The following is a 21,318-nucleotide window of genomic DNA, read 5'->3' as shown; positions in this document are numbered from 1 at the left end:
CGCCACACCGGCTTGATTACCGGACTTCAATCGGTTTTTTGACGAACAAGCCGTAGCTCAACGCCCCTAGCATCAGCAAACCCGCGCCCAGAAAGAAAACATTGGTGAACATCCCGGTGGCGTCCAGAATCACCCCGGTAATAATGGGCGCGCTGGCTGCCCCGAGAAAACCGCCGAAGTTCTGAATGGCGCCAAGTGACGCCACCTGCTCTTTGGGAGCAATGTCGGTCGCCAGTGTCCAGATGACGCCGGAAGGCAACTGCGAGCAGAAATATCCCAGCGATAACAGCAGAATGGACATCGAGGTGTTGCTGACGAAAGGAATCGGCGCAACAAAGCAGGCCGCCAATGCTGCTCCCAGTACGATAGGGATCTTACGGGCGGTGATGGTGTTGACGCCGCGGCGAATCAGCCGATCGGAGATAGCACCGCCACACAGCACGCCGAGAATGCCGGCGAGGAACGGAATGGAGGCAATCCAGCCGGTCTGTTTCAACGTGAAGCCGAGGGATTTTTCCAGATAGCCCGGCAGCCAGGTCAGATACACCCAGATGGTAAACATGATGGAGAAATTACCCAGAATCATGAACCAGGTGGTTTTATGCCGAAACAGCGCGCCCCAGCCTGGCTGGCTTTTGGCCGCCTCATCGCCGGACGCCGCCGCCGCTGTTGTTCCGGCATGAATGTCGCGCTCTTCGGCCGCGGTCGGTTCGCGGTAGAACTTCAGCCAGACCAGCAGCAGCGGTATGCCCGCCAGGCCGATGGCGATAAACATGCCGCGCCAGCCCAGCGTCAGCAACAGTACGGTCAGAATCGGCGGCGCCACGGCGTTGGCGATCTGCGAGCCGGTATTGATGATGGCGGTCGGCAGGCCGCGTTCGCGGGCGGAAAACCAGCGGTGGGTGATTTTAATGCCCGAGGTAAAAAAGGGCGACTCGGCGATACCCAGCAACATGCGCAATCCATAGAACATGGAATAGCCGTTGATGAATCCGGCCAGCACGGTAAAGGTTGACCACAACCCCACTGCGCCGGAAAACATTTTTTTCGGCCCCAGTTTGTCCACCAGCCAGCCGGCCGGCAGGTTGGCGAGCGCATAAGGCCACAGGAAGGCGGAAAGCAGCATGCCCATCTGGGTGGCGCTGAAACCGAACTCTTTAGCGATGGTGGTATTGGCGATACTCAAGTTGGCGCGGTCAAGGTAATTGATGATCGCCGCCATTAACAGAATGAAAATGATTCCCCAGCGTAAGCGGGTAATCGGCGAGGTGGTTATAACCGTATTATCTTGTAAGGTAGAGGTGGCGTTTTTCATAATAATCAGCAATCCGTAAATAAACTGATGTGAATTTTAATCACCGCTTTGCGAATAAAAGACGGGCCTCGGCTTTGACAGCATGGCCGGTGCAGATCTTCCGGAAAGAAAACGGCAAACATGCCTGGTGTTAATGAAATAAAGCTTTCGTTTTGAGTATTGCGATAAAAGACAATATCGTGGTGCTCGCTTTTGTCTTCAATCACAGTATTGCTGCGGCTGCCGCGTGCGACGCCGATGGTTTCTTCCCCCTGTAATAAATATTGGATATCGACAAAATTAAAATGTGATTCCGCCAGCCGTTCCTCGGCAGGTTCTGTGGTGAACTCTTGTAATAAGCAGAACATTTTTCCGGGAATAATGTCGTATTTCCCCGTCGCCATCACGGCAAAGTCGGTCGTGGAAATATAATCGATGGCCTGATGAATAATCGGATGTGTTGCGTATTTCTCCCGACTCCAGTCTTGTTGATCGCAAATAATCATAGCGGGTTATTCCTGGTGAATGACAAGAGCATGCCATTAAGCCGGCAGGTGGAAATAAAGGCGTTATTTCCACTCGCCGGACAATACGCCTGACGGCGGTGACGTTATCGTTACTGAATTTTTTTCTGGTAGTGTTCCGTTCCCTGACGAATCTGATCCAGGATCACCGTCAAGGCCCAGAATTTCTCCAGCACATTGTCCCCGGTCACCCGGCAGTGATCGTGTTCAAAGGTGCCGAGGCGCTGATGGTAGATCTTGGCGTTTTTGGGGTAGCCCAGCGTTTCGGTGACCGCCGCCAGCGACAGAAAGGTCGCCAGCTCCTGCGCCAGTTCCGGCTGCTGCCGGCTTTGCGAATACAGCCACTGATACAATTCCGGGTGGAAGTTGGTGAACACGCCGCTAAAGCCTTTGGAGCCGGCGCGCATCGCCGGAAAAGCGATGGCGGCGTTGGCGTTGATGATATTCAGCGGCGTGCCGGCGGTGAGTTTTACCCGGCGTTCTACCGTTGGCAGGTCGCAACTCACGTCCTTGAGCACCACAAAGCGGCCGCTGTTGGCGCAGTGCATCAGTTCTTCATCCGTCAGCAGGCGGCGATACGGCGCCGGACATTCGTATAGGCCGAGCGGCAGTGTCGCCGGCAGCGCCGCCAGCAACGTGTCCAGCGTACTGAAGAATGTCGCCGAGCCTTGGTTTTTCGGGTCCAGATGATTGGTGACCAGCACCAGCGCGTCGATGCCGGTTTCCGCCATCGCCTGCAGTTCGGCAATCTGCTCGTCGATAGCGTCGCTGATGTGGCCGGATGCGATCACCGGCACGCGTCCCGCTACGGTGTCTACGACGAAACGAGCCAGATCCACGCGCTCCTGCAGGCTGAGGAACAACATTTCGCTGGACTGGCAGACGGCGAACAGCGCGTCCACTCCTTTGTCCAGATACCAGTCAATCAGCTTCGCCAGACCGGGGTAGTCGATTTCGTTTCTGGTGTTAAACGGGGTCAGCATGACGGGAATGATGCCTTCGATGCTCTTCATTCTTTTTCTCCTTGCCCGAAAATCTGTTCGGGGTGTTTAAAAATAAGGTGTGGGTAAATCAGCGTTGCGCCAGCCGGTTCGTCACCTGCTGATGGGTTGGCATATTGGCGGCGCCTTCCCGTTCGACCGCCAGAGAGGCGAACGCATTGGCATAGGTGGCGGCCTGCGCCACGCTCTGTCCGGCGGCCACGGCGGCGGCGAATGCGCCGTTGAAGGCATCGCCGGCGCCGGTGGTATCCACGCTGACGGCGGGAAAGGCTGGAATATGCTGGAATTGCTGACCGTCAAACAGCAGGGCGCCGTTGGCGCCCATGGTGATGATCACCCGTGCGGCGCCAAGAGCGTGGATTTTCTGCGCGGCTTGTCTGGCACTGTCCAGGCTGTTGATCTCAATACCGGACAGTAATGAGGCTTCGGTTTCATTCGGGGTGATGATATCCACATAATCGAGGCAGGATAAAACATCGTCGGAATAAGGGGCCGGATTCAGGATAATTTGCGTGTCGAGCGCCCTGGCCAGCTTCATGGCGCTTAGCGTAGCCGGGAAATTATTTTCCATTTGCAGCAGCAATACGTCCGCGTCTTCCAGCTCGGGCATGATTTCGGCAATTTCTTCATCGGTCAGCGTTTTATTGGCGCCGGAATAAATGGCAATCATATTTTCGCCATTTTGCAGCGAGACATAAATAATCGCGTTGCCGGTCGGTTCCGTGTCGGACTGATATAATTTAAATGAGTGAATGGCGGATTTTGAAAGATGTTCGTAAGCAAAATGACTGAATTGATCTTTCCCGACTTTGGAAACGAAATGCACTTTCGCACCGGCCATACTGGCGGCCATTGCCTGATTGGCGCCTTTTCCTCCTGGCCCCAGTGCGCTGCCTTGCGCCAGTAAAGATTCTCCGCCTTTGGGAAAACGCGCGACCCTGGCGACAATATCCACATTAAACGAGCCAAGAATACAGACTTTACCTTTCATGGTTTTATCCTTTTTTCGTATGCTTTTATTTCTTACCTGATTTTTTATTTTCTTTAACAGGACCTCAAAATCTTTTCCGGTTTCGGTAATAAGCTGAGATTGCAGGCTGCGGCGAATAATAACGGCGCCGCCGTGGCAACGCTGAATCAGTTGTTGCCGGGCCAGGGCATTCAGATCACTGCGTATGGTTTCTCTGGTGACAGAGAAAATAGCGGCCAGATATTCCACGCTGGCGCGATCGTATTGATCCAGATATTCCAGAATCTTGTTTCTACGCTCTTCAAGAAACATACCCTTAACACCTCTTAAATGAGAGTAATGGAGCCTCCCTGGTTGAAAAGTGACCGCGATCATAGGATGTCGGACAAAACGGAAGTAAACAAAAATCCGCAGTACACCCGCCGGGCGGCAAGGGAGCCTGTCATGACGAATGCCCGAGAGATGTGAAAGCCATCACATCCAAACGGAAATAGCGGGGGTTATGAACGGTTATTGCGCTGCGCTCCGGGCGGTAAATGTTTTAGAATCGAAGACATAAATTCATTGGCGGGAAGCGTTGGGCTATTGTCATGATCCGAATTGTTGCGTTATCCAATCCGCGTCTGGCGCAGGCGTTTGTCGACTATATGCATACGCACCAGGTGCGACTGGTTGTCCGCATCAACGGCAGCGAAGTGGATATCTGGCTGCCGGATGAGAGCCAGCAGGAGCGGGTGAAACAGGAACTGGCGCGCTTTCTGCAAGAACCCTGGCATGAACGCTATCAGGCGGCCAGCTGGCAGAACGGCACTACCGACAGCGGGCTGCGTTACCCGTCGTTTTCCTACCTGCAGACGCTGCGCCAGCGCGCGGGGCCGTTGACGCTGGCCGTGCTGGTGGTCGCCATCGCCGTCTACCTGCTGATGCAGGCCTACGGCGTCGAGCGCATGATGGTGCTGCTAGCCTTTCCGGACAGCACGCAGACTCTGCAGCTCTGGCGCTGGTTCAGCCACGCGCTGCTGCATTTCTCGCTGTTGCATCTGCTGTTCAACCTGATGTGGTGGTGGTATCTCGGCGGCCCGGTGGAGCGTGTGCTCGGCACCCGGCGCTTGTGCGTCATTCTGTTATTGTCATCTGCGCTCAGCGGTTGGGTGCAGTCCTGGTTCAGCGGTGTCTATTTCGGCGGCCTGTCCGGCGTGGTGTATGCCCTGATGGGGTACGTCTGGCTGCGCGGCGAGCGTGAGCCGGATGGCTCGCTGCATCTTCAGCGTGGTTTGATGGCGTTTGCGCTGGTGTGGCTGGTGGCGGGCTATTTCGATATTTTGGGCATGTCGATCGCCAATGCGGCGCATGTCGCGGGACTGGTCATTGGCTTGCTGATGGCATGGTGGGATACACGCAACAGACACCGTTAATGCCATCATACCGTTTACCGAAATCCGAATGAGTGGCAGAAGGGCGCGCAGTGGCTACTGCATGGCCGTGCGTTGTTTTGCCTGCGAGGCGCGGTTTCTTAATTGGCCGGCATGACGGCATGCCGGTGTTTGAGGGGATCAATGTGAAGCAAACACAGCGGCACGACGCCATTATCGATTTGGTGCGTCGGCAGGGATACGTCAGTACCGAGGAGCTGGTGGAGCATTTTGCGGTCAGCCCGCAGACCATTCGCCGCGATCTGAACGATCTGGCGGAACAGAACAAGATCCATCGTCATCATGGCGGAGCGGCGTTGCCCTCCAGTTCGGTTAATACCGCCTATCACGATCGCAAAATGATGTGGTCTGATGAAAAAGCCAGGATTGCGAGGCAGGTCGCCAGCCAGATTCCGGATGGTGCTACGCTTTTTATTGATATCGGCACCACGCCGGAAGCGGTGGCCCACGCGCTGATGAACCATAAAGATTTGCGGGTGGTCACCAACAACCTGAATGTGGCGACGCTGCTGACCGCCAAAGAAGATTTTCGCCTGATTCTGGCGGGTGGCGAGGTGCGCAGCCGGGACGGCGGCATCATCGGCGAGGCCACGCTGGATTTCATCTCTCAATTCAGGCTCGATTTCGGCATTTTGGGAATCAGCGGTATTGATATGGACGGCTCGTTGCTGGAGTTTGATTACCACGAGGTACGCACCAAGCGGGCGATTATCGAAAACTCCCGCTGCGTGATGCTGGTGACGGACCATTCGAAGTTCGGCCGTAACGCTATGGTCAATTTGGGTAACATGGATTTGATCGACTATCTTTTTACCGATCAGTTACCACCGCCCAGTGTGCTGAAAATCATCGAACAACATAAGGTACAGTTGGAGTTGTGCTGATCCCGACGTGCCTTTTTCCATCACTGATAGAGGAGAGAGGCACGATGTCACCATCATTCAATCCTTCCCGGTTCGCCGCCGCCCTGCAGCGTCAGTTGCAGGCGTGCGCTCAACCGTCTTTGCAGGCGCTGTCGTTGCGTCAGTGCTGGCAACTGGTGAGCGCCGCGCTGACGGAGCAACTGGATGTGTTGACGTCTGCCGACCAGTTCCCGCCCGACGCCGCGTCTGCGGCGGCGCGGCATGTCAATTACCTGTCGATGGAGTTCCTGCCCGGCCGCCTGACCGGCAACAACCTGCTCAATCTGGGTTGGTATGACGCGGTGGCGGAGGTGCTGGCGCAACAGGGGCTGGCGCTGAGCGACGTGCTGGAGCAGGAAACCGACCCGGCGCTCGGCAACGGCGGGCTGGGACGGCTGGCGTCCTGTTATCTGGACGCGATGGCGACGGTCGGCCAGCCGGCGACAGGCTATGGTCTGCATTATCAGTACGGCTTGTTCCGCCAGCATTTTGACGCCTGCTTTCAGCGGGAAACGCCGGACGACTGGCTGCGCGACAGCTACCCCTGGGCGCGTCCGCGTCCGGAGCTGGCGGTGGAGGTCGGCTTCGGCGGCGAACTGGCGATACAGGCGGATGGCAGCGAGCGTTGGATACCGGAGCAGGTTATCGTCGGCGAGGCCACCGATATCCCGGTTATCGGCTATCGCAACGGCAGGGTACAACCGCTGCGGCTGTGGCAGGCCACGCACAGTGACCCGTTTGATCTTGAGCAGTTCAACGCCGGTCATTACCTGAAAGCCGAGCAGCAGGGCATCGCCGCCGCCAGTCTGACCAAGGTGCTTTACCCGAACGATAATCACGCGGCAGGTAAAAAACTGCGCCTGATGCAGCAGTATTTTCAGTGCGCCTGCGCCGTGGCGGACATCTTCCGGCGGCATGAGCGCGCAGGAAGGTCTCTGGAGACGTTGCCCGACTATGAAGTGGTGCAGTTGAACGATACCCATCCGACGCTGGCGATCCCCGAAACCCTGCGTCTGTTGCTGGACGAGCACGAAATGCCGTGGGAACAGGCCTGGCAGCTTACCGGGCGCCTGTTTGCCTACACCAATCATACCCTGATGCCGGAGGCGCTGGAGTGCTGGGACGAACGGCTGTTCGGCCGGCTGCTGCCGCGTCATCTGTCGATTATCAAAACGATTAATGAGCGCCTGCGCCAGCAGGTGGACGCGCGCTGGCCGGGCGATCGGCACGTCTGGGCGCGGCTGGCGGTGGTACATCGCCGTCAGGTGAGAATGGCGAACCTGTGCGTGGTGGCCTGCTTTGCGGTCAATGGGGTGGCGCAGATGCACTCTGATCTGGTGGTGCGCGACCTGTTTCCGGAATATCACCAACTGTGGCCGACGAAGTTTCACAATGTCACCAACGGCATTACGCCGCGCCGCTGGCTGAAACAGTGCAACCCGGCGCTCTCTTCGCTGATCGACGATACCCTGCGCACCGAATGGGGCAACCGGCTGACGCTGCTGGACGGGCTGGCGCCCTATGCGCAGGACAGCGCGTTCCGGGCGCGCTACCGGCGCATCAAGCAGGACAATAAAACGCAACTGACGCAATTTTTGCAGCGCGAATACGGCATCCGTATCGATCCGGCCTCGTTGTTTGATGTGCAAATCAAACGGTTGCATGAATACAAACGGCAGCATCTGAATCTGCTGCACATTTTATCGCTATATAAGCGATTGCTTGCCGACCCCGGATTGGATATCGTGCCGCGCCTTTTTCTGTTTGGCGCCAAGGCTGCGCCGGGGTACGTGCTGGCAAAAAACATTATTTACGCCATCAACTGCGTGGCGGAGCACATTAACCGGGACAAACGGGTGAATGATCGCCTGAAAGTGGTCTTTTTGCCGGATTACCGTGTTTCGCTGGCGGAGCGGATTATTCCGGCCGCCGACGTATCGGAGCAGATTTCCACGGCGGGCAAGGAGGCGTCCGGCACCGGCAACATGAAGCTGGCGCTGAACGGCGCGCTGACGGTGGGCACCCTGGACGGCGCCAATGTGGAGATGGCGCAGGAAGTGGGCGCGGAGAATCTATTCATCTTTGGGCATACCGTCGAACAAGTGAAAGCGCTGACCGCCGACGGCTATAAACCCGCTCGCTACATTGCCGCGAATCCATTGCTCAAGGAAATCCTCGCCGAACTGGCCGATGGAACGTTCAGTCACGGGGATAAAACGGCGTTCGCCCCTCTGCTGGATAGCCTGCTGAAACTGGGGGACCCCTATCTGGTGCTGGCCGATTTCGCACCTTACTGCCAGATCCAACAGCGTGTGGATGAGCTGTATCGTGAACCTGATGAATGGACGCGTCGCTGCATTCTGAATACCGCCCGCATGGGGATGTTCAGTGCCGATCGGGCAATTCATGATTATCAGAAACGCATCTGGACGATGCGTGATTAAGGAATCAATACCATGGCGTTGAAAGCAAAAAAATCTGTACCCCAACATCCGGGGATCGCTGATACCTATAAAGATGCTTACGGTAATGAACAGGCGATAGACCAGGAAACCCGCGAGAAACTGCTGCAACTGCTTGATGTGGCGGCTCCGACAGTAGCGCCGTTGCCTTCGGTGTGCGTGTTCCGTCAGGGGCAACCGCATAGGTTGCCCCTGCGCGATGAAGGCGAGTATGGCTGGACGCTCACCTATGAGAAAGGCGGCATTATCGAAGGGCGTTCGGCCGGGCAGGCGGCGCTGGCGTTGCCGGACAACCTGCCGCTCGGCTACCACCAACTTATTCTGACGCAGGGCGAACAGCAGTGGTCATGCCGGGTGATTGTGGCGCCGGCGCGGTGTTACGAGCCGGAACCGCTGACGCAGGGAAAACGCTGGTGGGGCGTCACGGTGCAGCTTTATACCCTGCGTTCGTCGGATAACTGGGGGATCGGCGATTTCGGCGACCTGAAAACGCTGGTGGAGCAGGTAGCGCGCCGGGGCGGCGCCTTTGTCGGCCTTAATCCATTGCACGCGCTTTATCCGGCCGAGCCGGAAGCCGCCAGCCCGTACAGCCCGTCATCGCGCAACTGGCTGAATATTATCTATATCGATGTGAATCAGGTGGATGATTTTCATCAGAGCGACGCCGCCTGCGAGTGGTGGAAGCAGGACGATGTTCAGCGACGGCTGACAGCCGCCCGCGCCAGCCGATGGGTGGATTACGCCGCGGTCACCAGCCTGAAACTGACGGCGCTGCGGCTGGCGTTCAACCATTTTAATCGCCGCAACGCGCTGGACCCGCGCAAAACCGCCTTCCAGCAATTTCTGAAAACCCACGATGAAAGCCTGTTGCAGCAGGCGACTTACGACGCGTTGCAGGCGTGGCGGAAGAAGCAGGGCGAGCCGGCCGCCGACTGGTTGCAGTGGCCGTGGGAATATCATGACGCGCGTAGCGACGCCTCGCTGCGATTCCGGCAGGAACACGCCGATGATGTGCAGTTTTATTGCTGGCTGCAGTGGCTGGCGCATGAACAGCTGGCGACCTGTTTTTCCCACAGCAAACAACTGGGCATGCCGATCGGTCTGTATCGCGATCTGGCTGTAGGGGTGGCGCAGGGCGGCGTGGATACCTGGGGCGATCAGCAATTGCACTGCATGTCGGTGACGCTAGGCGCGCCGCCGGACCCGCTGGGGCCGGGCGGACAGAACTGGAACCTGACGCCGATGCACCCGATTCTGCTGCGCCAGCGCGACTATCAGCCGTTTATCGATTTGCTGCGCAGCAATATGGCGCACAGCGGCGCGCTGCGTATCGACCATGTGATGGGGCTGCTGCGGCTGTGGTGGATTCTGAGCGGTAGCACCGCTACCCACGGCGCTTATGTGCTTTATCCGGTGGATGACCTGCTGGGGATCCTGGCGCTGGAAAGCCATCGCCATCGCTGCCTGGTGATCGGCGAGGATCTGGGGACGGTGCCGGAAGAGATCGTCAACAAACTGCGCGACAACAGCGTCTACTCCTATAAGGTGCTGTTTTTTGAAAAGGATCAGCACGATCGTTTTCGCGCGCCGGACGAGTATCCGCCCCGCTCAATGGCTACCATCACCACCCATGACCTGGCGACGTTACGTGGCTACTGGCAGGGCGTCGATCTGACGCTGGGCAAGGATCTCGGGTTGTATCCCACCGACGCATTGCTGCAACAGCAGCACGACGCGCGGGAAAGCGCCAAGCAGGGGCTGCTTGACGCCCTGCATGAGCAGGGACTGCTGCCGCAGCGGGTTGGGCGCAATGCATCGCTCACGACCATGAGCGCCCAGCTTAACCGCGGAGTGCAGCGTTATCTGGCCGACAGCGCCAGCGCGCTGCTGGGATTGCAGCTTGAAGACTGGCTGGACATGGCGACGCCGGTGAATGTGCCGGGCACCCATCAGGAATACCCCAACTGGCGGCGCAAGCTGAGCCGTTCGCTGGATTCCATTTTTACCGACCGCTATCTGGAACGGTTGATTCGGGATATCGATTTGCGTCGTGGCGGGCCGGTACCGTCGCGGACCAGAAAGACGGCGAAACCGGCAGATAACGAGAAGCCGGAAGAGACAAAAAAGGAAGAGACAAAAAAGAAAGCAACGAAAAAAGCCTGAGTGGCGAGTAAACGGCATCGGGAAAAACGACGGGCGACCAGATGACTGGCCGCCCGTGATAATCAAAACCGGCTCGATGGGGCCGATCGTCAGCATCGTATCCGATCAGCACTACCGATCAGCACTACCAATCAGCACTACGTCGTATCATGGCATCTGATTGGAATGACCATCCCATCAGAGCGACATCCTGTCAGAACGGCATTCTATCAACTGTCAGAACGGCATCCTATCAATAGTAGGAGTGTTCGCCGCGCTGATGCTCGGTGAGGTCACGCACCCCTTTCAGTTCCGGGAATTTCTGCAACAGCTCTTTTTCGATGCCTTCCTTCAGGGTGTAATCCACCATGGAACAGCCGTTGCAGCCGCCGCCGAACTGCAGAATGGCGTAACCTTCCTCAGTGATTTCCATCAGCGTGACGCGGCCGCCATGACCGGCCAGCTGCGGGTTGATCTGGGATTGCAGCACATACTCCACACGCTCCATCAGCGGAGCGTCGTCGCCGACTTTGCGCATCTTGGCGTTCGGCGCTTTTAACGTCAGCTGGGAGCCTAACTGGTCGGTCACGAAGTCGATTTCGGCGTCTTCCAGATACGGCGTGCTGAGTTCATCCACGTAGGCGGACAGTTTCTCGAACTTCAGCTCGGTATCGTTCGGCTCGACGGCATCGGGCGGGCAGTAGGACACCCCGCACTCGGCGTTAGGGGTACCGGGATTGATGACGAAGACACGGATCTGGGTGCCTTCCTCCTGTTTTGCCAGCAGCTTGGCAAAGTGCTCCTGAGCAGCGTCGGTAATACGAATCATAATGTTAACTCAATAGTTGACTACGCCAGTTGGTTATAATACGCCCATCCCGGCGGTTACGACAAGGTGCGGCATAGACACCACACCTGAACCTGCCGCGCGCCGGCATTGCATAATACCCGGCTGACTTCCGCCGCGGTGCTGCCGGTGGTCACCACATCGTCCAGCAACACTAACCGTTTGCCGTCGACGTCATGCCGACACTCGAACGCGCCGCGCAGGTTGCGGCGACGGGAACGTGCGCCCAACGTCTGCTGAGGAACGGTAGAACGCACGCGGACCAGCGCGGCGGGGTGATACGCGCAGCCCAACCAGCACGCCAGCAGGCGTGCGAGCAGGTCGGTCTGGTTGAAGCCGCGCCGCCAGTGACGCCGTCGGTGCAGAGGAACGGTGACGATGGCGTCAGGCCGCGGATACGCGGCGGGCAGGCTCCGGGCGGTATCCCGGCGGCGCGCCAGCCATTGCAGCAGCATCAACCGCGCCAACGCCGGCGCCAGCTCGGTGCGCCCCTGAAATTTGACGCGTTTGAGCAGCGTGCTCAGCGGCGGCCGATAATCGCTGACAAACAGCAACGACTGCCACGGCGGCGGCTGTTGCAGGCACCGTCCGCACGGCAGGACGTCGGATGCCGAAGGCAGGCCGCAGCGCGGACAGCTGGTGACCGGCAGCAGCAGGTGACGGCGGCAGTGACTGCAAATCCCGTGATGACTATGATAGAGCGGCTGCTGGCAGAGCCAGCACTGTGCCATGATCGTCAACATCGCATTTCCCTGAGTAATCAGGCATGCCGGGCGGCGTGGCCTGAACCATTCCATTTCTGACGGAGGACAACATAACTCATGGAAGCACTGCACTGGCAAACGGAAGGGGAAGGAACATGCGAACTTGTGATGCTGCATGGCTGGGGAATGAATTCGCAGGTATGGAACAACATCGTCGTGCGACTGGCCCCGCATTTCAGGCTGCATCGGGTGGACCTGCCGGGTTATGGTCAGAGTCAGGGATTTGGGGTGATGTCGCTTGCCGACATGGCGCAGCAGGTGTTGGCGCAGGCGCCGCAGCGGGCGGTGTGGCTGGGCTGGTCGCTGGGCGGGCTGGTGGCCAGTCAGGCGGCGCTGAGCGCGCCGGAACGGGTTAATGCGCTGATTACGCTGGCGTCGTCCCCGTGCTTTGAAGCGCGCGACGACTGGCCGGGCATCCGTCCGCAGGTGTTGTCCGGTTTCCAGCAAATGCTGAGCGAAGATTTCCTCGGCACCATCGAGCGCTTTCTGGCGTTGCAGACGCTGGGTACCGAAAACGCCAGAAAAGACGCCCGCTTGTTGAAAGTGGCGCTGTCCGGTCAACCGGCGCCGACTACCGAAGTGCTGAACGCCGGGTTGGATATCTTGCGCCACGCCGATCTGCGTGAACCGCTGAGTGCGCTGACCGTACCGTTCCTGCGTCTGTACGGCGCGTTGGACGGGCTGGTGCCGCGCAAGGTCGCCGCGCTGATGGACGAACGGTACCCGCACTCCACTTCCGTGGTAATACCGAAAGCCGCCCACGCGCCGTTTATTTCCCACCCGGAAGCGTTTGTGGAGCATGTGGTGAATTTTACTCAGGCAAAATGAGAATGTGACAAGGAACAATAATGTCTGAAGCAATGGTGTCTGAGTCGATTGTTGAATCTGAATGGATATTAAAAGGATTCTGGACCAGGGTAAGGTTTGCCTATCAAACAACGCACGGTGGCTGGAGCGATATCGATGTATTGGCATATGACCCTGAAGAAAAGCATTTAGTCATTTCAGAATCGAAAGTCAGGGGGCCTAAAAAAGATATTTATGCTTACACCGAACATACCAAACAAAGGTATGGCTCGATACTTGAGTATGATGCGAATCACTATTTCTCATTTTTAGACCATTTACCTTTAGTGTGTGCTGATGGTGTTATCTTTTCTAATTTTAACAAGATGGTCAAACGGTTGACGGTTCAATTAGTCTCTAACTACGTTATTGATTCGTCGCTTTTGGCAGAAGCTGAGCAAACTGTATTAGAGAAAGTGCACCGCTTATTTCCAGATACCAATATGCAGATCCATATCATGCTTGATTCGACCATCGATGTTATTTCAAGGGTGATCTCATTGGAAAGCGAAAGTACGCGGGGACGTCGATACGGTCACCCTATGCTGGATATTGCCAGGGAAATAAATCGTTATTCCCATCCCACTATTCATTATGCCGGGCAAGGTAAGGTTAAAACAGCGGCGGTGCGCGAACAGATAAACTCGGTATTAGAGAGTGTATTGAATAAGAAAACGAGCCAATAACCTTTCTGTTTCCTGATAGACGTCAGATTTTCTGAGAGACAGCTATTTTCAGGTTGTCGCCTGCTGTGCCTTTAAATACTGCACCCGGATCCTTTGGGGAAGCGGGTGCAGTGTGATCGACAGGGTCTTTATCACCGTTTCTTAAACGCCGCCGCCAGCGCGTCGCTCATGGCGCTGTTGCCTGCCGGCGTGCTGCTCTGGCGCGGGCGGGCCTTGTTCCCTGCTTGCGATGGGCGCGACGCATTATTGCCGTTGTCGCGCTCGCGTCCGCTACCGCCGCGGCGGCTGTTGCCCTCGCCCGGTTGTTCGTCCAGCCGCATGGTCAGCGCGATGCGCTTGCGTTGCAGGTCCACTTCCAGCACCTTCACCTTGACGATGTCGCCGGCTTTCACCACCTGATGCGGGTCTTCTACGAAGCGAGCCGACAGTGAGGAGATGTGCACCAGCCCGTCCTGATGTACGCCGATATCCACAAACGCGCCGAAGTTGGTGACGTTGGTGACGGCGCCTTCCAGAATCATGCCCGGCATCAGGTCGTTGAGGGTTTCCACCCCGTCGGCGAAGCTGGCGGTCTTGAATTCAGGCCGCGGGTCGCGCCCCGGTTTTTCCAGCTCTTTGATGATGTCGGTGACGGTAGGCACCCCGAAGCGATCGTCGGTAAAGCTGACCGGTTTCAGGGTGCGCAACGCGCTGGAATTGCCCATCAGGTCCTGCAGTTTCTGCTCGGTGGCGGCCAGAATGCGCTCCACCACCGGGTAGGCTTCCGGGTGGACGGTGGAGGCGTCAAGCGGGTTGTCGCCGTGGTTGATACGCAGGAAGCCGGCGCACTGCTCAAAGGCTTTCGGACCAAGGCGGCTGACTTTCAGTAGTTGGTCGCGGTTGTTGAAGCGCCCGTTTTCGTCGCGCCAGCTGACGATGTTTTGCGCCATCAGCCGGGTGAGGCCGGCCACGCGGGTCAACAGTGCTACCGACGCGGTGTTGAGGTCGACGCCGACGGCGTTCACGCAGTCTTCCACCACCGCGTCCAGTTTCTTCGCCAGTTGAGTCTGGCTGACGTCATGCTGGTACTGGCCGACGCCGATGGATTTGGGGTCGATCTTGACCAGCTCGGACAGCGGGTCCTGCAGGCGGCGGGCGATGGACACCGCGCCGCGCAGCGACACGTCCAGATCCGGGAATTCCAGCGCCGCCAGTTCGGAGGCGGAATACACCGACGCGCCCGCTTCGCTGACGATCACCTTCTGGGCTTTCACGTCTGGGAACTGTTTCTGGGTATCGAGGAAGAAACGCTCGGTTTCACGCGAGGCGGTGCCGTTGCCGATGGCGACCAGCTCCACCTGATGCTTGATGCACAGCGCTGCTACCACGGTAGCGGCTTTGGCGGTCTGACCGGTGTGCGGATAGATGGTGTCGGTCGCCACCAGTTTGCCGGTGGCGTCCACCACCGCCACTTTCACGCCGGTACGCAGGCCCGGGTCCAGCCCCATCGTCGCGCGCATGCCGGCGGGCGCCGCCATCAGCAGGTCGTGCAGGTTGCGGGCAAACACGTTGATGGCTTCATCTTCGGCTTTTTCACGCACGCTGCCCATCAGCTCGGTTTCCAGATGCAGCAGCACTTTGATGCGCCAGGTCCAGTTCACCACCGCGCGCCGCCAGCTGTCCGCCGGCGCGTTACCGAGACGCAATCCCAGATGGTCGACGATGATTTGCTCGCAGTGGCTCTCTTTCGGCGGTTCGTCAAACTGCGGATCGGCGTTAAGCGACAGTTGCAATACGCCTTCGTTACGGCCGCGGAACATCGCCAGCGCCCGGTGCGACGGCACCTGCGACAGCGGTTCGTGATGGTCGAAGTAGTCGCGGAATTTCGCGCCGTCTTCCTCTTTGCCTTCCACCACGCGGGACACCAGATGGGCGTTTTTCCACAGGTAATCACGCACCTTAGCCAGCAGCGCAGCGTCTTCGGCGAAACGCTCCATCAGAATATAGCGCGCGCCATCCAGCGCGGCCTTGACGTCGGCCACGCCGTTATCGGCATTGACGTAAGCGTCGGCCACGTGTTCCGGCGTCTGGCTCGGGTCGTTCCACAGGCTGTCCGCCAGCGGTTCCAGCCCGGCTTCGATGGCGATTTGCCCGCGCGTGCGGCGTTTGGGCTTGTAAGGCAGGTAGAGGTCTTCCAGCTCGGTCTTGCTGAGCGTGGTGTTGATCGACGCCGCCAGCGCGTCGGTCAGCTTGCCCTGTTCCTCAATGGATTTGAGGATGGTCTGGCGGCGTTCTTCCAGCTCGCGCAGGTAAGACAGACGGCTTTCCAACTGGCGCAACTGGGTATCATCCAGCCCGCCGGTGACTTCTTTACGGTAACGGGCGATAAAAGGCACCGTGTTGCCTTCATCCAGCAGTTGAATGGCCGCACTGACCTGTTCGGTTCGTGCCTGCAGTTCGCTGGCAATAATCTGGCTTAATGCATTCGTCATAGTGTTATCAGCAAGATAGTTTTATTAGCGAGATAATGAACGTTGAAAGGATAAATGACTGGGGGACAGTTATACGGATTGACGGCGCAAAATGCCAGTCAGACAAACGGAGGGTTTGCAGCGGCCCGGCCGGCGCCGGTACCGCCAGAGTATTATGCCTCGTTGCAGAACGGCGCGATGTAGCGCTGATGACGAGAGGCTTTCAACTGCTGTAAATCCACCAGCACCAGACCATCAACGCAGTTGTTGAAATCCGGGTCGACGCCGAAGTCGATAAACTGCACGCCGCCCGGCTCGCACAGCTCCGAGTACTGCTTATACAGCGTGGGAATGGAGCATCCCATGTTGCTGAGCATACTTTTGAGGCGCGTCAAATCCTGTTGATAGTCGTCGCCTTCGAATTGCCTGAGCACTTCCGGCAGCGAGGCCGGGTAGGGCCGACGCGAACGGGCCAGCGCCTGGCTGGGTGCGAAGTGCAACCGGTAGAACGCAATCAGCAGATCGCGCGCCGGCGAAGGCAAGGAACCGGACAAGGAAACCGGGCCGAACAGATAGCGGTACTCCGGGTAGCGCGCCAGATACGCGCCGATGCCCAGCCACAGGTAGTCCAGGCCGCGCTTGCCCCAGTATTTGGGCTGAATAAAGCTGCGGCCCAGCTCAATTCCGCTGGCCAGCACCGGGGCCATCTCTTCGCCGTACTGAAACAGGCTATGACTGTACAGACCGCTGATGTCTTTTTCCGCCAGCAGGCGCGCCGTCGGCGCAAACCGATAGGCGCCGACGATTTCCAGTTCGCGGTCGTCCCATAACACCAGATGCAGGTAATCGTCGTCGAAGCTGTCGAGATCGCGACGTTTGCCGGAGCCTTCGCCGACGGCGCGAAAGGCGATTTCGCGCAGACGTCCCAACTCACGCAAGATAGGAACGTAATCTTCGCTGCCGCGACGATAGAGGTAGATTTTTTTACCGTCCGGCGTGGTGCCGAGTGCTTCGCAGGTTTCCAGCGCCCGTTTCAGCAGCGTGCGCTCTTCCGGCAGCGCAATCGGCTTGTCGCCGTTAAAACAGCCGGGTTTGCCTTGCCCCAGGCGGTAGACATGGCGGCGGAAGCGGGCGGCCAGATCGTTGGGCTGCCATTCGCCCTGGCTCCAGGTCGAGTAAGGGATCTGCGCGCCGATGCGAAAGCGCAGCCGGTTGCCGTGCTGGCGGAACATTTCCCGCACCAGCAACAGGGTGGACAGCGGGCGATAAATCAGCGACGACAGGTAGAACAGATTGCTGTTACGTCCGCTGATGTGAATCGGCACAATCGGCGCGCGCGCTTTGGCCGCCATGCGGATAAAGCCGTTATGCCAGTGGCCGTCCCGGATGCCTTTCAGGCTCATGCGGGAGACTTCGCCGGCGGGGAACATGATGATCGCGCCATCGCCGGCCAGATGTTCCTGAATGGCGGCGAGCTGATGACGCCGGGTGCGGTTGCTAAAGTTATCCACCGAAAAAAACAGGTTTTTCAGGGGCTCGATATAGGAAAGTAATTGGCTGGCGACGATACGCACATCCGGACGCACGCTGGCGACGGTACGTAGCAACGCCAGGCCGTCCAGCGAACCGATCGGGTGGTTGGCGACCAGTACCACCGGTCCATGACTGGGGATGTTTTCCAGATCGCCTTCCACCATTTCACAATTAAGGCTGAAGTAATCCAGAACCTGTTCCACCAAATCCAGTCCTTTGAGGTGGGGGTAACGCTGGGCAAATTGCTGGAATTCATTCTCGAACAACAGACTACGCAACAGTGAACGCTGCCAGGTCGGAGTGGAACGATGCGGAGCAAGCTCTTGTAATAGGTTATCCAGGCTAAACATAAACGGCCCTCCATAATCACCGATGCCACGGTAAGGGAGGGAAATGACATCTTTATGTCAAAGTGAGAACAAATATGTGAAGGTAAGAACCCATATGTCAAAAAAAGAATAAGAATGACTAATAGCAATGTATTTTGATATTTGGAAGCCGACATGGCGAACACGGCGAGCGTGATCGGCAAAACGCCCGCCGGTATGACGGAGCTTGAGCCGGTCAATCGATAGGGTTGCGATAGTCGATTTTATTGACGTACCAGACCTTTGGGCCGGTTGGCGTATTAACCACCGCTTCTTCATCCACCGCTTTTTTCAGCAGCGCGCGCGCCATTGGGGCGTCGATTGAGATGTAATCCTTGCGGCCGTAAATTTCATCCGGCCCGACGATCCGAAAGCGTTTCACGTCGCCGTCTTCGTTTTCCACCTCGACCCAGGCACCGAAAAACACCTTGCCGTCTTGCTGGGGGGAGTAATCCACCACGCGCACTACCTGCAGGCGTTTGCGCAGATAGCGCACCCGGCGGTCGATTTCGCGCAGCAGGCGTTTGTTGTAGAGATAATCGGCGTTTTCGCTGCGATCGCCCAGGCTGGCGGCCCAGGCTACCTTCTCCGTGATTTCCGGGCGGCGTTCCTTCCACAGATAGTTGAGTTCCTGATGCAGGGCTTCATAGCCTTCGCGCGTGATCAGATCGGTTTTCATACGCTTTTCTGAAATGTGAGGATCATAAAATCGTTATAATCGTTGGCTGTGAGATAACATAGCGGATAAATCGTCATTTGTGGCGTGATTTGCAGTGCCCGGTGATGGGAACGGCTTGATTACAACGTATTTTTATATCCTTTGTAACAATTTTGCCTAGAATATATACCAGAAACGACTGTCAGTTCATTGCCGGTTTCTGAACAATATCAGATTGTGTTTCGTAATAAAGCCAAGCGCTGGCGGCTATCACGTCTTTGGAGAAGAGAGATGCAAGAGAATTATAAAATTCTGGTTGTGGATGACGATATGCGCCTGCGTGCGTTGCTGGAACGCTATCTGACCGAACAGGGTTTTCAGGTCCGTAGCGTCGCTAACGCCGAACAGATGGATCGCCTGCTAACGCGCGAGTCCTTCCATCTGATGGTGCTGGACCTGATGTTGCCGGGGGAAGATGGCCTGTCCATCTGTCGCCGTCTGCGCAGCCAAAGTAACCCGATGCCGATCATTATGGTGACGGCGAAAGGCGAAGAAGTGGACAGGATCGTGGGTCTGGAAATCGGTGCGGACGACTACATTCCTAAACCGTTTAACCCGCGCGAACTGCTGGCTCGTATCCGTGCGGTTCTGCGCCGTCAGGCCAACGAACTGCCGGGCGCGCCGTCGCAGGAAGAAGCGATTATCGCGTTCGGCAAGTTCAAACTGAATCTGGGCACCCGCGAAATGTTCCGCGACGACGAGCCGATGCCGCTGACCAGCGGCGAGTTCGCCGTACTCAAGGCGCTGGTCAGCCATCCGCGCGAGCCGCTGTCTCGCGACAAACTGATGAACCTGGCCCGCGGCCGTGAGTACAGCGCGATGGAACGTTCGATTGATGTGCAGATTTCCCGTCTGCGCCGCATGGTAGAGGAAGACCCGGCACACCCGCGTTATATCCAGACCGTGTGGGGACTGGGCTACGTGTTTGTGCCGGACGGCAGTAAAGCATGATTCGATGGCGCTTCTCTCCGCGCAGCGCCTTCGCCCGTACGCTGTTGCTGATTGTTACTCTGCTGTTCGTCAGTCTTGTCACCACCTATCTGGTGGTGCTTAACTTCGCGATTCTGCCCAGTCTGCAGCAGTTCAACAAGGTTCTGGCCTACGAGGTCAGAATGTTGATGACCGACAAGCTGCAACTGGAAGACGGTTCCACGCTGGACGTGCCCCCCGCGTTCCGGCGTGAGATTTACCGCGAACTGGGCATCTCGCTCTACACCAACGCCGCGGCGGAGGAGAGCGGGCTGCGCTGGGCGCAACACTACAAGTTTCTGAGTCAGCAGATGGCGCAGCAACTGGGCGGGCCGACCGAAGTGCGGGTGGAAGTGAGCAAGAATACCCCGGTGGTGTGGCTGAAAACCTGGTTGTCGCCGGATATCTGGGTGCGGGTGCCGCTGACGGAAATCCATCAGGGCGACTTCTCGCCGCTGTTCCGTTATACCCTGGCGATTATGCTGCTGGTGATCGGCGGCGCCTGGCTATTTATCCGGGTGCAGAACCGACCGCTGGTGGAGCTGGAGCACGCCGCCATTCAGGTGGGGAAAGGCATTATTCCGCCGCCGTTGCGCGAGTACGGCGCGTCGGAAGTACGTTCGGTGACGCGCGCTTTCAATCAGATGGCGTCCGGGGTCAAGCTGCTGGCGGATGACCGCACGCTGCTGATGGCCGGCGTCAGCCACGACCTGCGCACGCCGCTGACCCGCATTCGTCTGGCGACGGAGATGATGGGTCAGGAAGATGAATACCTGGCGGAGTCGATTAATAAGGATATCGAAGAGTGCAACGCCATCATTGAGCAGTTCATCGACTATCTGCGCACCGGTCAGGAAATGCAGATGGAAGTGGCCGACCTCAACGCGATTCTGGGGGAGGTGGTGGCGTCGGAAAGCGGTTACGAGCGCGAGATCGACAGCGAACTTGCTCAGGGCGAGTTGCAAATGAAGGTCAGCCCGTTATCCATCAAGCGGGCGGTGGCGAATCTGGTGGTGAACGCGGCCCGTTACGGCAACGGCTGGATTCGCGTCAGCAGCGGCCGAGAGTTGCAGCGCGCCTGGTTCCAGGTGGAGGACGACGGCCCCGGCATCGACCCGTCGCAGCTTGCGCACCTGTTCCAGCCGTTTGTGCGCGGCGATAGCGCCCGCAGCACCAGCGGCACCGGTCTGGGGTTGGCGATTGTGCAGCGTATCATTGATGCGCACAACGGATCGCTGGATGTCGGCGCCAGTGAGCGCGGCGGGCTGCGGGTGAGAGCCTACCTGCCGTTAACCTTCCCGAATCAATCCGGCGGAACGCCGGCGCGTGATGGCAACCGGCGAGCATCGGCCCCTGTAAGCGGCAGAAAGAAATAGAAAAAGTGGCGGCGGATGCCGCCAGGAAAACGA

17 protein-coding genes are annotated in these 21,318 nt (G+C 57.9%); 8 read left to right on the top strand and 9 right to left on the bottom strand.

Annotated elements, in window-relative coordinates; all coding sequences use genetic code 11:
* Positions 1 to 16 precede the first annotated feature (16 nt).
* From CVE23_RS20670 to rbsK, 4 genes are all read right to left on the bottom strand, one after another.
* Complete coding sequence (locus CVE23_RS20670) at positions 17 to 1,315, bottom strand: MFS transporter (protein WP_100850250.1); 1,299 nt, start codon at positions 1,313 to 1,315, stop codon at positions 17 to 19.
* A gap of 5 nt (positions 1,316 to 1,320) precedes the next feature.
* The gene (locus CVE23_RS20665) at positions 1,321 to 1,800 is read right to left on the bottom strand and encodes a NanQ anomerase/TabA/YiaL family protein (protein WP_049854240.1); all 480 of its coding nucleotides are present in this window, start codon (positions 1,798 to 1,800) and stop codon (positions 1,321 to 1,323) included.
* A 110-nt stretch (positions 1,801 to 1,910) separates the two neighbouring features.
* Complete coding sequence (locus CVE23_RS20660; RefSeq protein ID WP_038920455.1) at positions 1,911 to 2,831, bottom strand: dihydrodipicolinate synthase family protein; 921 nt, start codon at positions 2,829 to 2,831, stop codon at positions 1,911 to 1,913.
* A 58-nt stretch (positions 2,832 to 2,889) separates the two neighbouring features.
* Positions 2,890 to 4,101 (bottom strand): ribokinase, encoded by a 1,212-nt coding sequence (gene rbsK / locus CVE23_RS20655; RefSeq protein ID WP_038920454.1) that lies wholly within the window; start codon positions 4,099 to 4,101, stop codon positions 2,890 to 2,892.
* 278 nt (positions 4,102 to 4,379) lie between these two features.
* Between rbsK and glpG the strand changes: the two genes are divergently transcribed.
* From glpG to malQ, 4 genes are all read left to right on the top strand, one after another.
* Positions 4,380 to 5,204, top strand: coding sequence for a rhomboid family intramembrane serine protease GlpG (gene glpG / locus CVE23_RS20650; protein ID WP_039692860.1), 825 nt, complete (start codon positions 4,380 to 4,382; stop codon positions 5,202 to 5,204).
* 143 nt (positions 5,205 to 5,347) lie between these two features.
* Complete coding sequence (locus CVE23_RS20645; protein WP_012768014.1) at positions 5,348 to 6,106, top strand: DeoR/GlpR family transcriptional regulator; 759 nt, start codon at positions 5,348 to 5,350, stop codon at positions 6,104 to 6,106.
* Between the two features lie 44 nt (positions 6,107 to 6,150).
* Positions 6,151 to 8,568, top strand: a complete 2,418-nt coding sequence (gene malP, locus CVE23_RS20640) for a maltodextrin phosphorylase (protein WP_100850249.1) — start codon at positions 6,151 to 6,153, stop codon at positions 8,566 to 8,568.
* 12 nt (positions 8,569 to 8,580) lie between these two features.
* Positions 8,581 to 10,749, top strand: a complete 2,169-nt coding sequence (malQ, locus tag CVE23_RS20635) for a 4-alpha-glucanotransferase (protein WP_038920451.1) — start codon at positions 8,581 to 8,583, stop codon at positions 10,747 to 10,749.
* Positions 10,750 to 10,981: 232 nt separating this feature from the next.
* On the opposite strand, the gene nfuA is transcribed toward malQ, so the two are convergent.
* Positions 10,982 to 11,557: a Fe-S biogenesis protein NfuA gene (gene nfuA, locus CVE23_RS20630; RefSeq protein ID WP_033569397.1), complete on the bottom strand. Its 576-nt coding sequence runs from the start codon at positions 11,555 to 11,557 to the stop codon at positions 10,982 to 10,984.
* A 56-nt stretch (positions 11,558 to 11,613) separates the two neighbouring features.
* Complete coding sequence (gene gntX / locus CVE23_RS20625) at positions 11,614 to 12,318, bottom strand: DNA utilization protein GntX (RefSeq protein WP_100850248.1); 705 nt, start codon at positions 12,316 to 12,318, stop codon at positions 11,614 to 11,616.
* 78 nt (positions 12,319 to 12,396) lie between these two features.
* Between gntX and bioH the strand changes: the two genes are divergently transcribed.
* Both bioH and CVE23_RS20615 read left to right on the top strand, forming a co-directional pair.
* Positions 12,397 to 13,167 (top strand): pimeloyl-ACP methyl ester esterase BioH, encoded by a 771-nt coding sequence (bioH, locus tag CVE23_RS20620; RefSeq protein WP_049854235.1) that lies wholly within the window; start codon positions 12,397 to 12,399, stop codon positions 13,165 to 13,167.
* Positions 13,168 to 13,187: 20 nt separating this feature from the next.
* Positions 13,188 to 13,871 carry a hypothetical protein gene (locus tag CVE23_RS20615; RefSeq protein ID WP_049854234.1) on the top strand — a complete coding sequence of 228 codons (684 nt, stop codon included), beginning with the start codon at positions 13,188 to 13,190 and terminating at the stop codon, positions 13,869 to 13,871.
* A gap of 131 nt (positions 13,872 to 14,002) precedes the next feature.
* Here CVE23_RS20615 and CVE23_RS20610 read toward each other — a convergent pair whose 3' ends face one another.
* The 3 genes from CVE23_RS20610 to greB form a co-directional block, all read right to left on the bottom strand.
* Positions 14,003 to 16,342 carry a Tex family protein gene (locus CVE23_RS20610; protein ID WP_100850247.1) on the bottom strand — a complete coding sequence of 780 codons (2,340 nt, stop codon included), beginning with the start codon at positions 16,340 to 16,342 and terminating at the stop codon, positions 14,003 to 14,005.
* Between the two features lie 152 nt (positions 16,343 to 16,494).
* Positions 16,495 to 18,204, bottom strand: coding sequence for a bifunctional ornithine lipid synthase OlsF (gene olsF, locus CVE23_RS20605; protein ID WP_038920445.1), 1,710 nt, complete (start codon positions 18,202 to 18,204; stop codon positions 16,495 to 16,497).
* Positions 18,205 to 18,418: 214 nt separating this feature from the next.
* Positions 18,419 to 18,901 (bottom strand): transcription elongation factor GreB, encoded by a 483-nt coding sequence (gene greB, locus CVE23_RS20600; RefSeq protein ID WP_038664885.1) that lies wholly within the window; start codon positions 18,899 to 18,901, stop codon positions 18,419 to 18,421.
* Positions 18,902 to 19,171: 270 nt separating this feature from the next.
* Here greB and ompR point away from each other — a divergent pair, with 270 nt between their 5' ends.
* Both ompR and envZ read left to right on the top strand, forming a co-directional pair.
* Positions 19,172 to 19,891, top strand: a complete 720-nt coding sequence (gene ompR / locus CVE23_RS20595) for an osmolarity response regulator transcription factor OmpR (RefSeq protein ID WP_005969424.1) — start codon at positions 19,172 to 19,174, stop codon at positions 19,889 to 19,891.
* A complete protein-coding gene (envZ, locus tag CVE23_RS20590) occupies positions 19,888 to 21,285 on the top strand; it encodes a two-component system sensor histidine kinase EnvZ (RefSeq protein ID WP_038920443.1) in 1,398 nt (465 codons plus the stop codon). Before ompR ends, envZ begins: the two co-directional genes overlap by 4 nt.
* Positions 21,286 to 21,318 lie beyond the last annotated feature (33 nt).

The organism is Dickeya fangzhongdai, from assembly GCF_002812485.1.
Classification (GTDB): domain Bacteria; phylum Pseudomonadota; class Gammaproteobacteria; order Enterobacterales; family Enterobacteriaceae; genus Dickeya; species Dickeya fangzhongdai.
Note: the sequence above shows the minus strand (reverse complement) of the source record. Positions and strands in the feature narration are given on the sequence as shown.

What these genes read in the sequence shown, in the direction of transcription:
- CVE23_RS20670 (WP_100850250.1), bottom strand. Translation starts at nt 1,315, where the DNA reads ATGAAAAACGCCACCTCTACCTTACAAGATAATACGGTTATAACCACC.
- CVE23_RS20665 (WP_049854240.1), bottom strand. Translation starts at nt 1,800, where the DNA reads ATGATTATTTGCGATCAACAAGACTGGAGTCGGGAGAAATACGCAACA.
- CVE23_RS20660 (WP_038920455.1), bottom strand. Translation starts at nt 2,831, where the DNA reads ATGAAGAGCATCGAAGGCATCATTCCCGTCATGCTGACCCCGTTTAAC.
- rbsK (WP_038920454.1), bottom strand. Translation starts at nt 4,101, where the DNA reads ATGTTTCTTGAAGAGCGTAGAAACAAGATTCTGGAATATCTGGATCAA.
- glpG (WP_039692860.1), top strand. Translation starts at nt 4,380, where the DNA reads ATGATCCGAATTGTTGCGTTATCCAATCCGCGTCTGGCGCAGGCGTTT.
- malP (WP_100850249.1), top strand. Translation starts at nt 6,151, where the DNA reads ATGTCACCATCATTCAATCCTTCCCGGTTCGCCGCCGCCCTGCAGCGT.
- malQ (WP_038920451.1), top strand. Translation starts at nt 8,581, where the DNA reads ATGGCGTTGAAAGCAAAAAAATCTGTACCCCAACATCCGGGGATCGCT.
- nfuA (WP_033569397.1), bottom strand. Translation starts at nt 11,557, where the DNA reads ATGATTCGTATTACCGACGCTGCTCAGGAGCACTTTGCCAAGCTGCTG.
- gntX (WP_100850248.1), bottom strand. Translation starts at nt 12,318, where the DNA reads ATGTTGACGATCATGGCACAGTGCTGGCTCTGCCAGCAGCCGCTCTAT.
- bioH (WP_049854235.1), top strand. Translation starts at nt 12,397, where the DNA reads ATGGAAGCACTGCACTGGCAAACGGAAGGGGAAGGAACATGCGAACTT.
- CVE23_RS20615 (WP_049854234.1), top strand. Translation starts at nt 13,188, where the DNA reads ATGTCTGAAGCAATGGTGTCTGAGTCGATTGTTGAATCTGAATGGATA.
- CVE23_RS20610 (WP_100850247.1), bottom strand. Translation starts at nt 16,342, where the DNA reads ATGACGAATGCATTAAGCCAGATTATTGCCAGCGAACTGCAGGCACGA.
- olsF (WP_038920445.1), bottom strand. Translation starts at nt 18,204, where the DNA reads ATGTTTAGCCTGGATAACCTATTACAAGAGCTTGCTCCGCATCGTTCC.
- greB (WP_038664885.1), bottom strand. Translation starts at nt 18,901, where the DNA reads ATGAAAACCGATCTGATCACGCGCGAAGGCTATGAAGCCCTGCATCAG.
- ompR (WP_005969424.1), top strand. Translation starts at nt 19,172, where the DNA reads ATGCAAGAGAATTATAAAATTCTGGTTGTGGATGACGATATGCGCCTG.
- envZ (WP_038920443.1), top strand. Translation starts at nt 19,888, where the DNA reads ATGATTCGATGGCGCTTCTCTCCGCGCAGCGCCTTCGCCCGTACGCTG.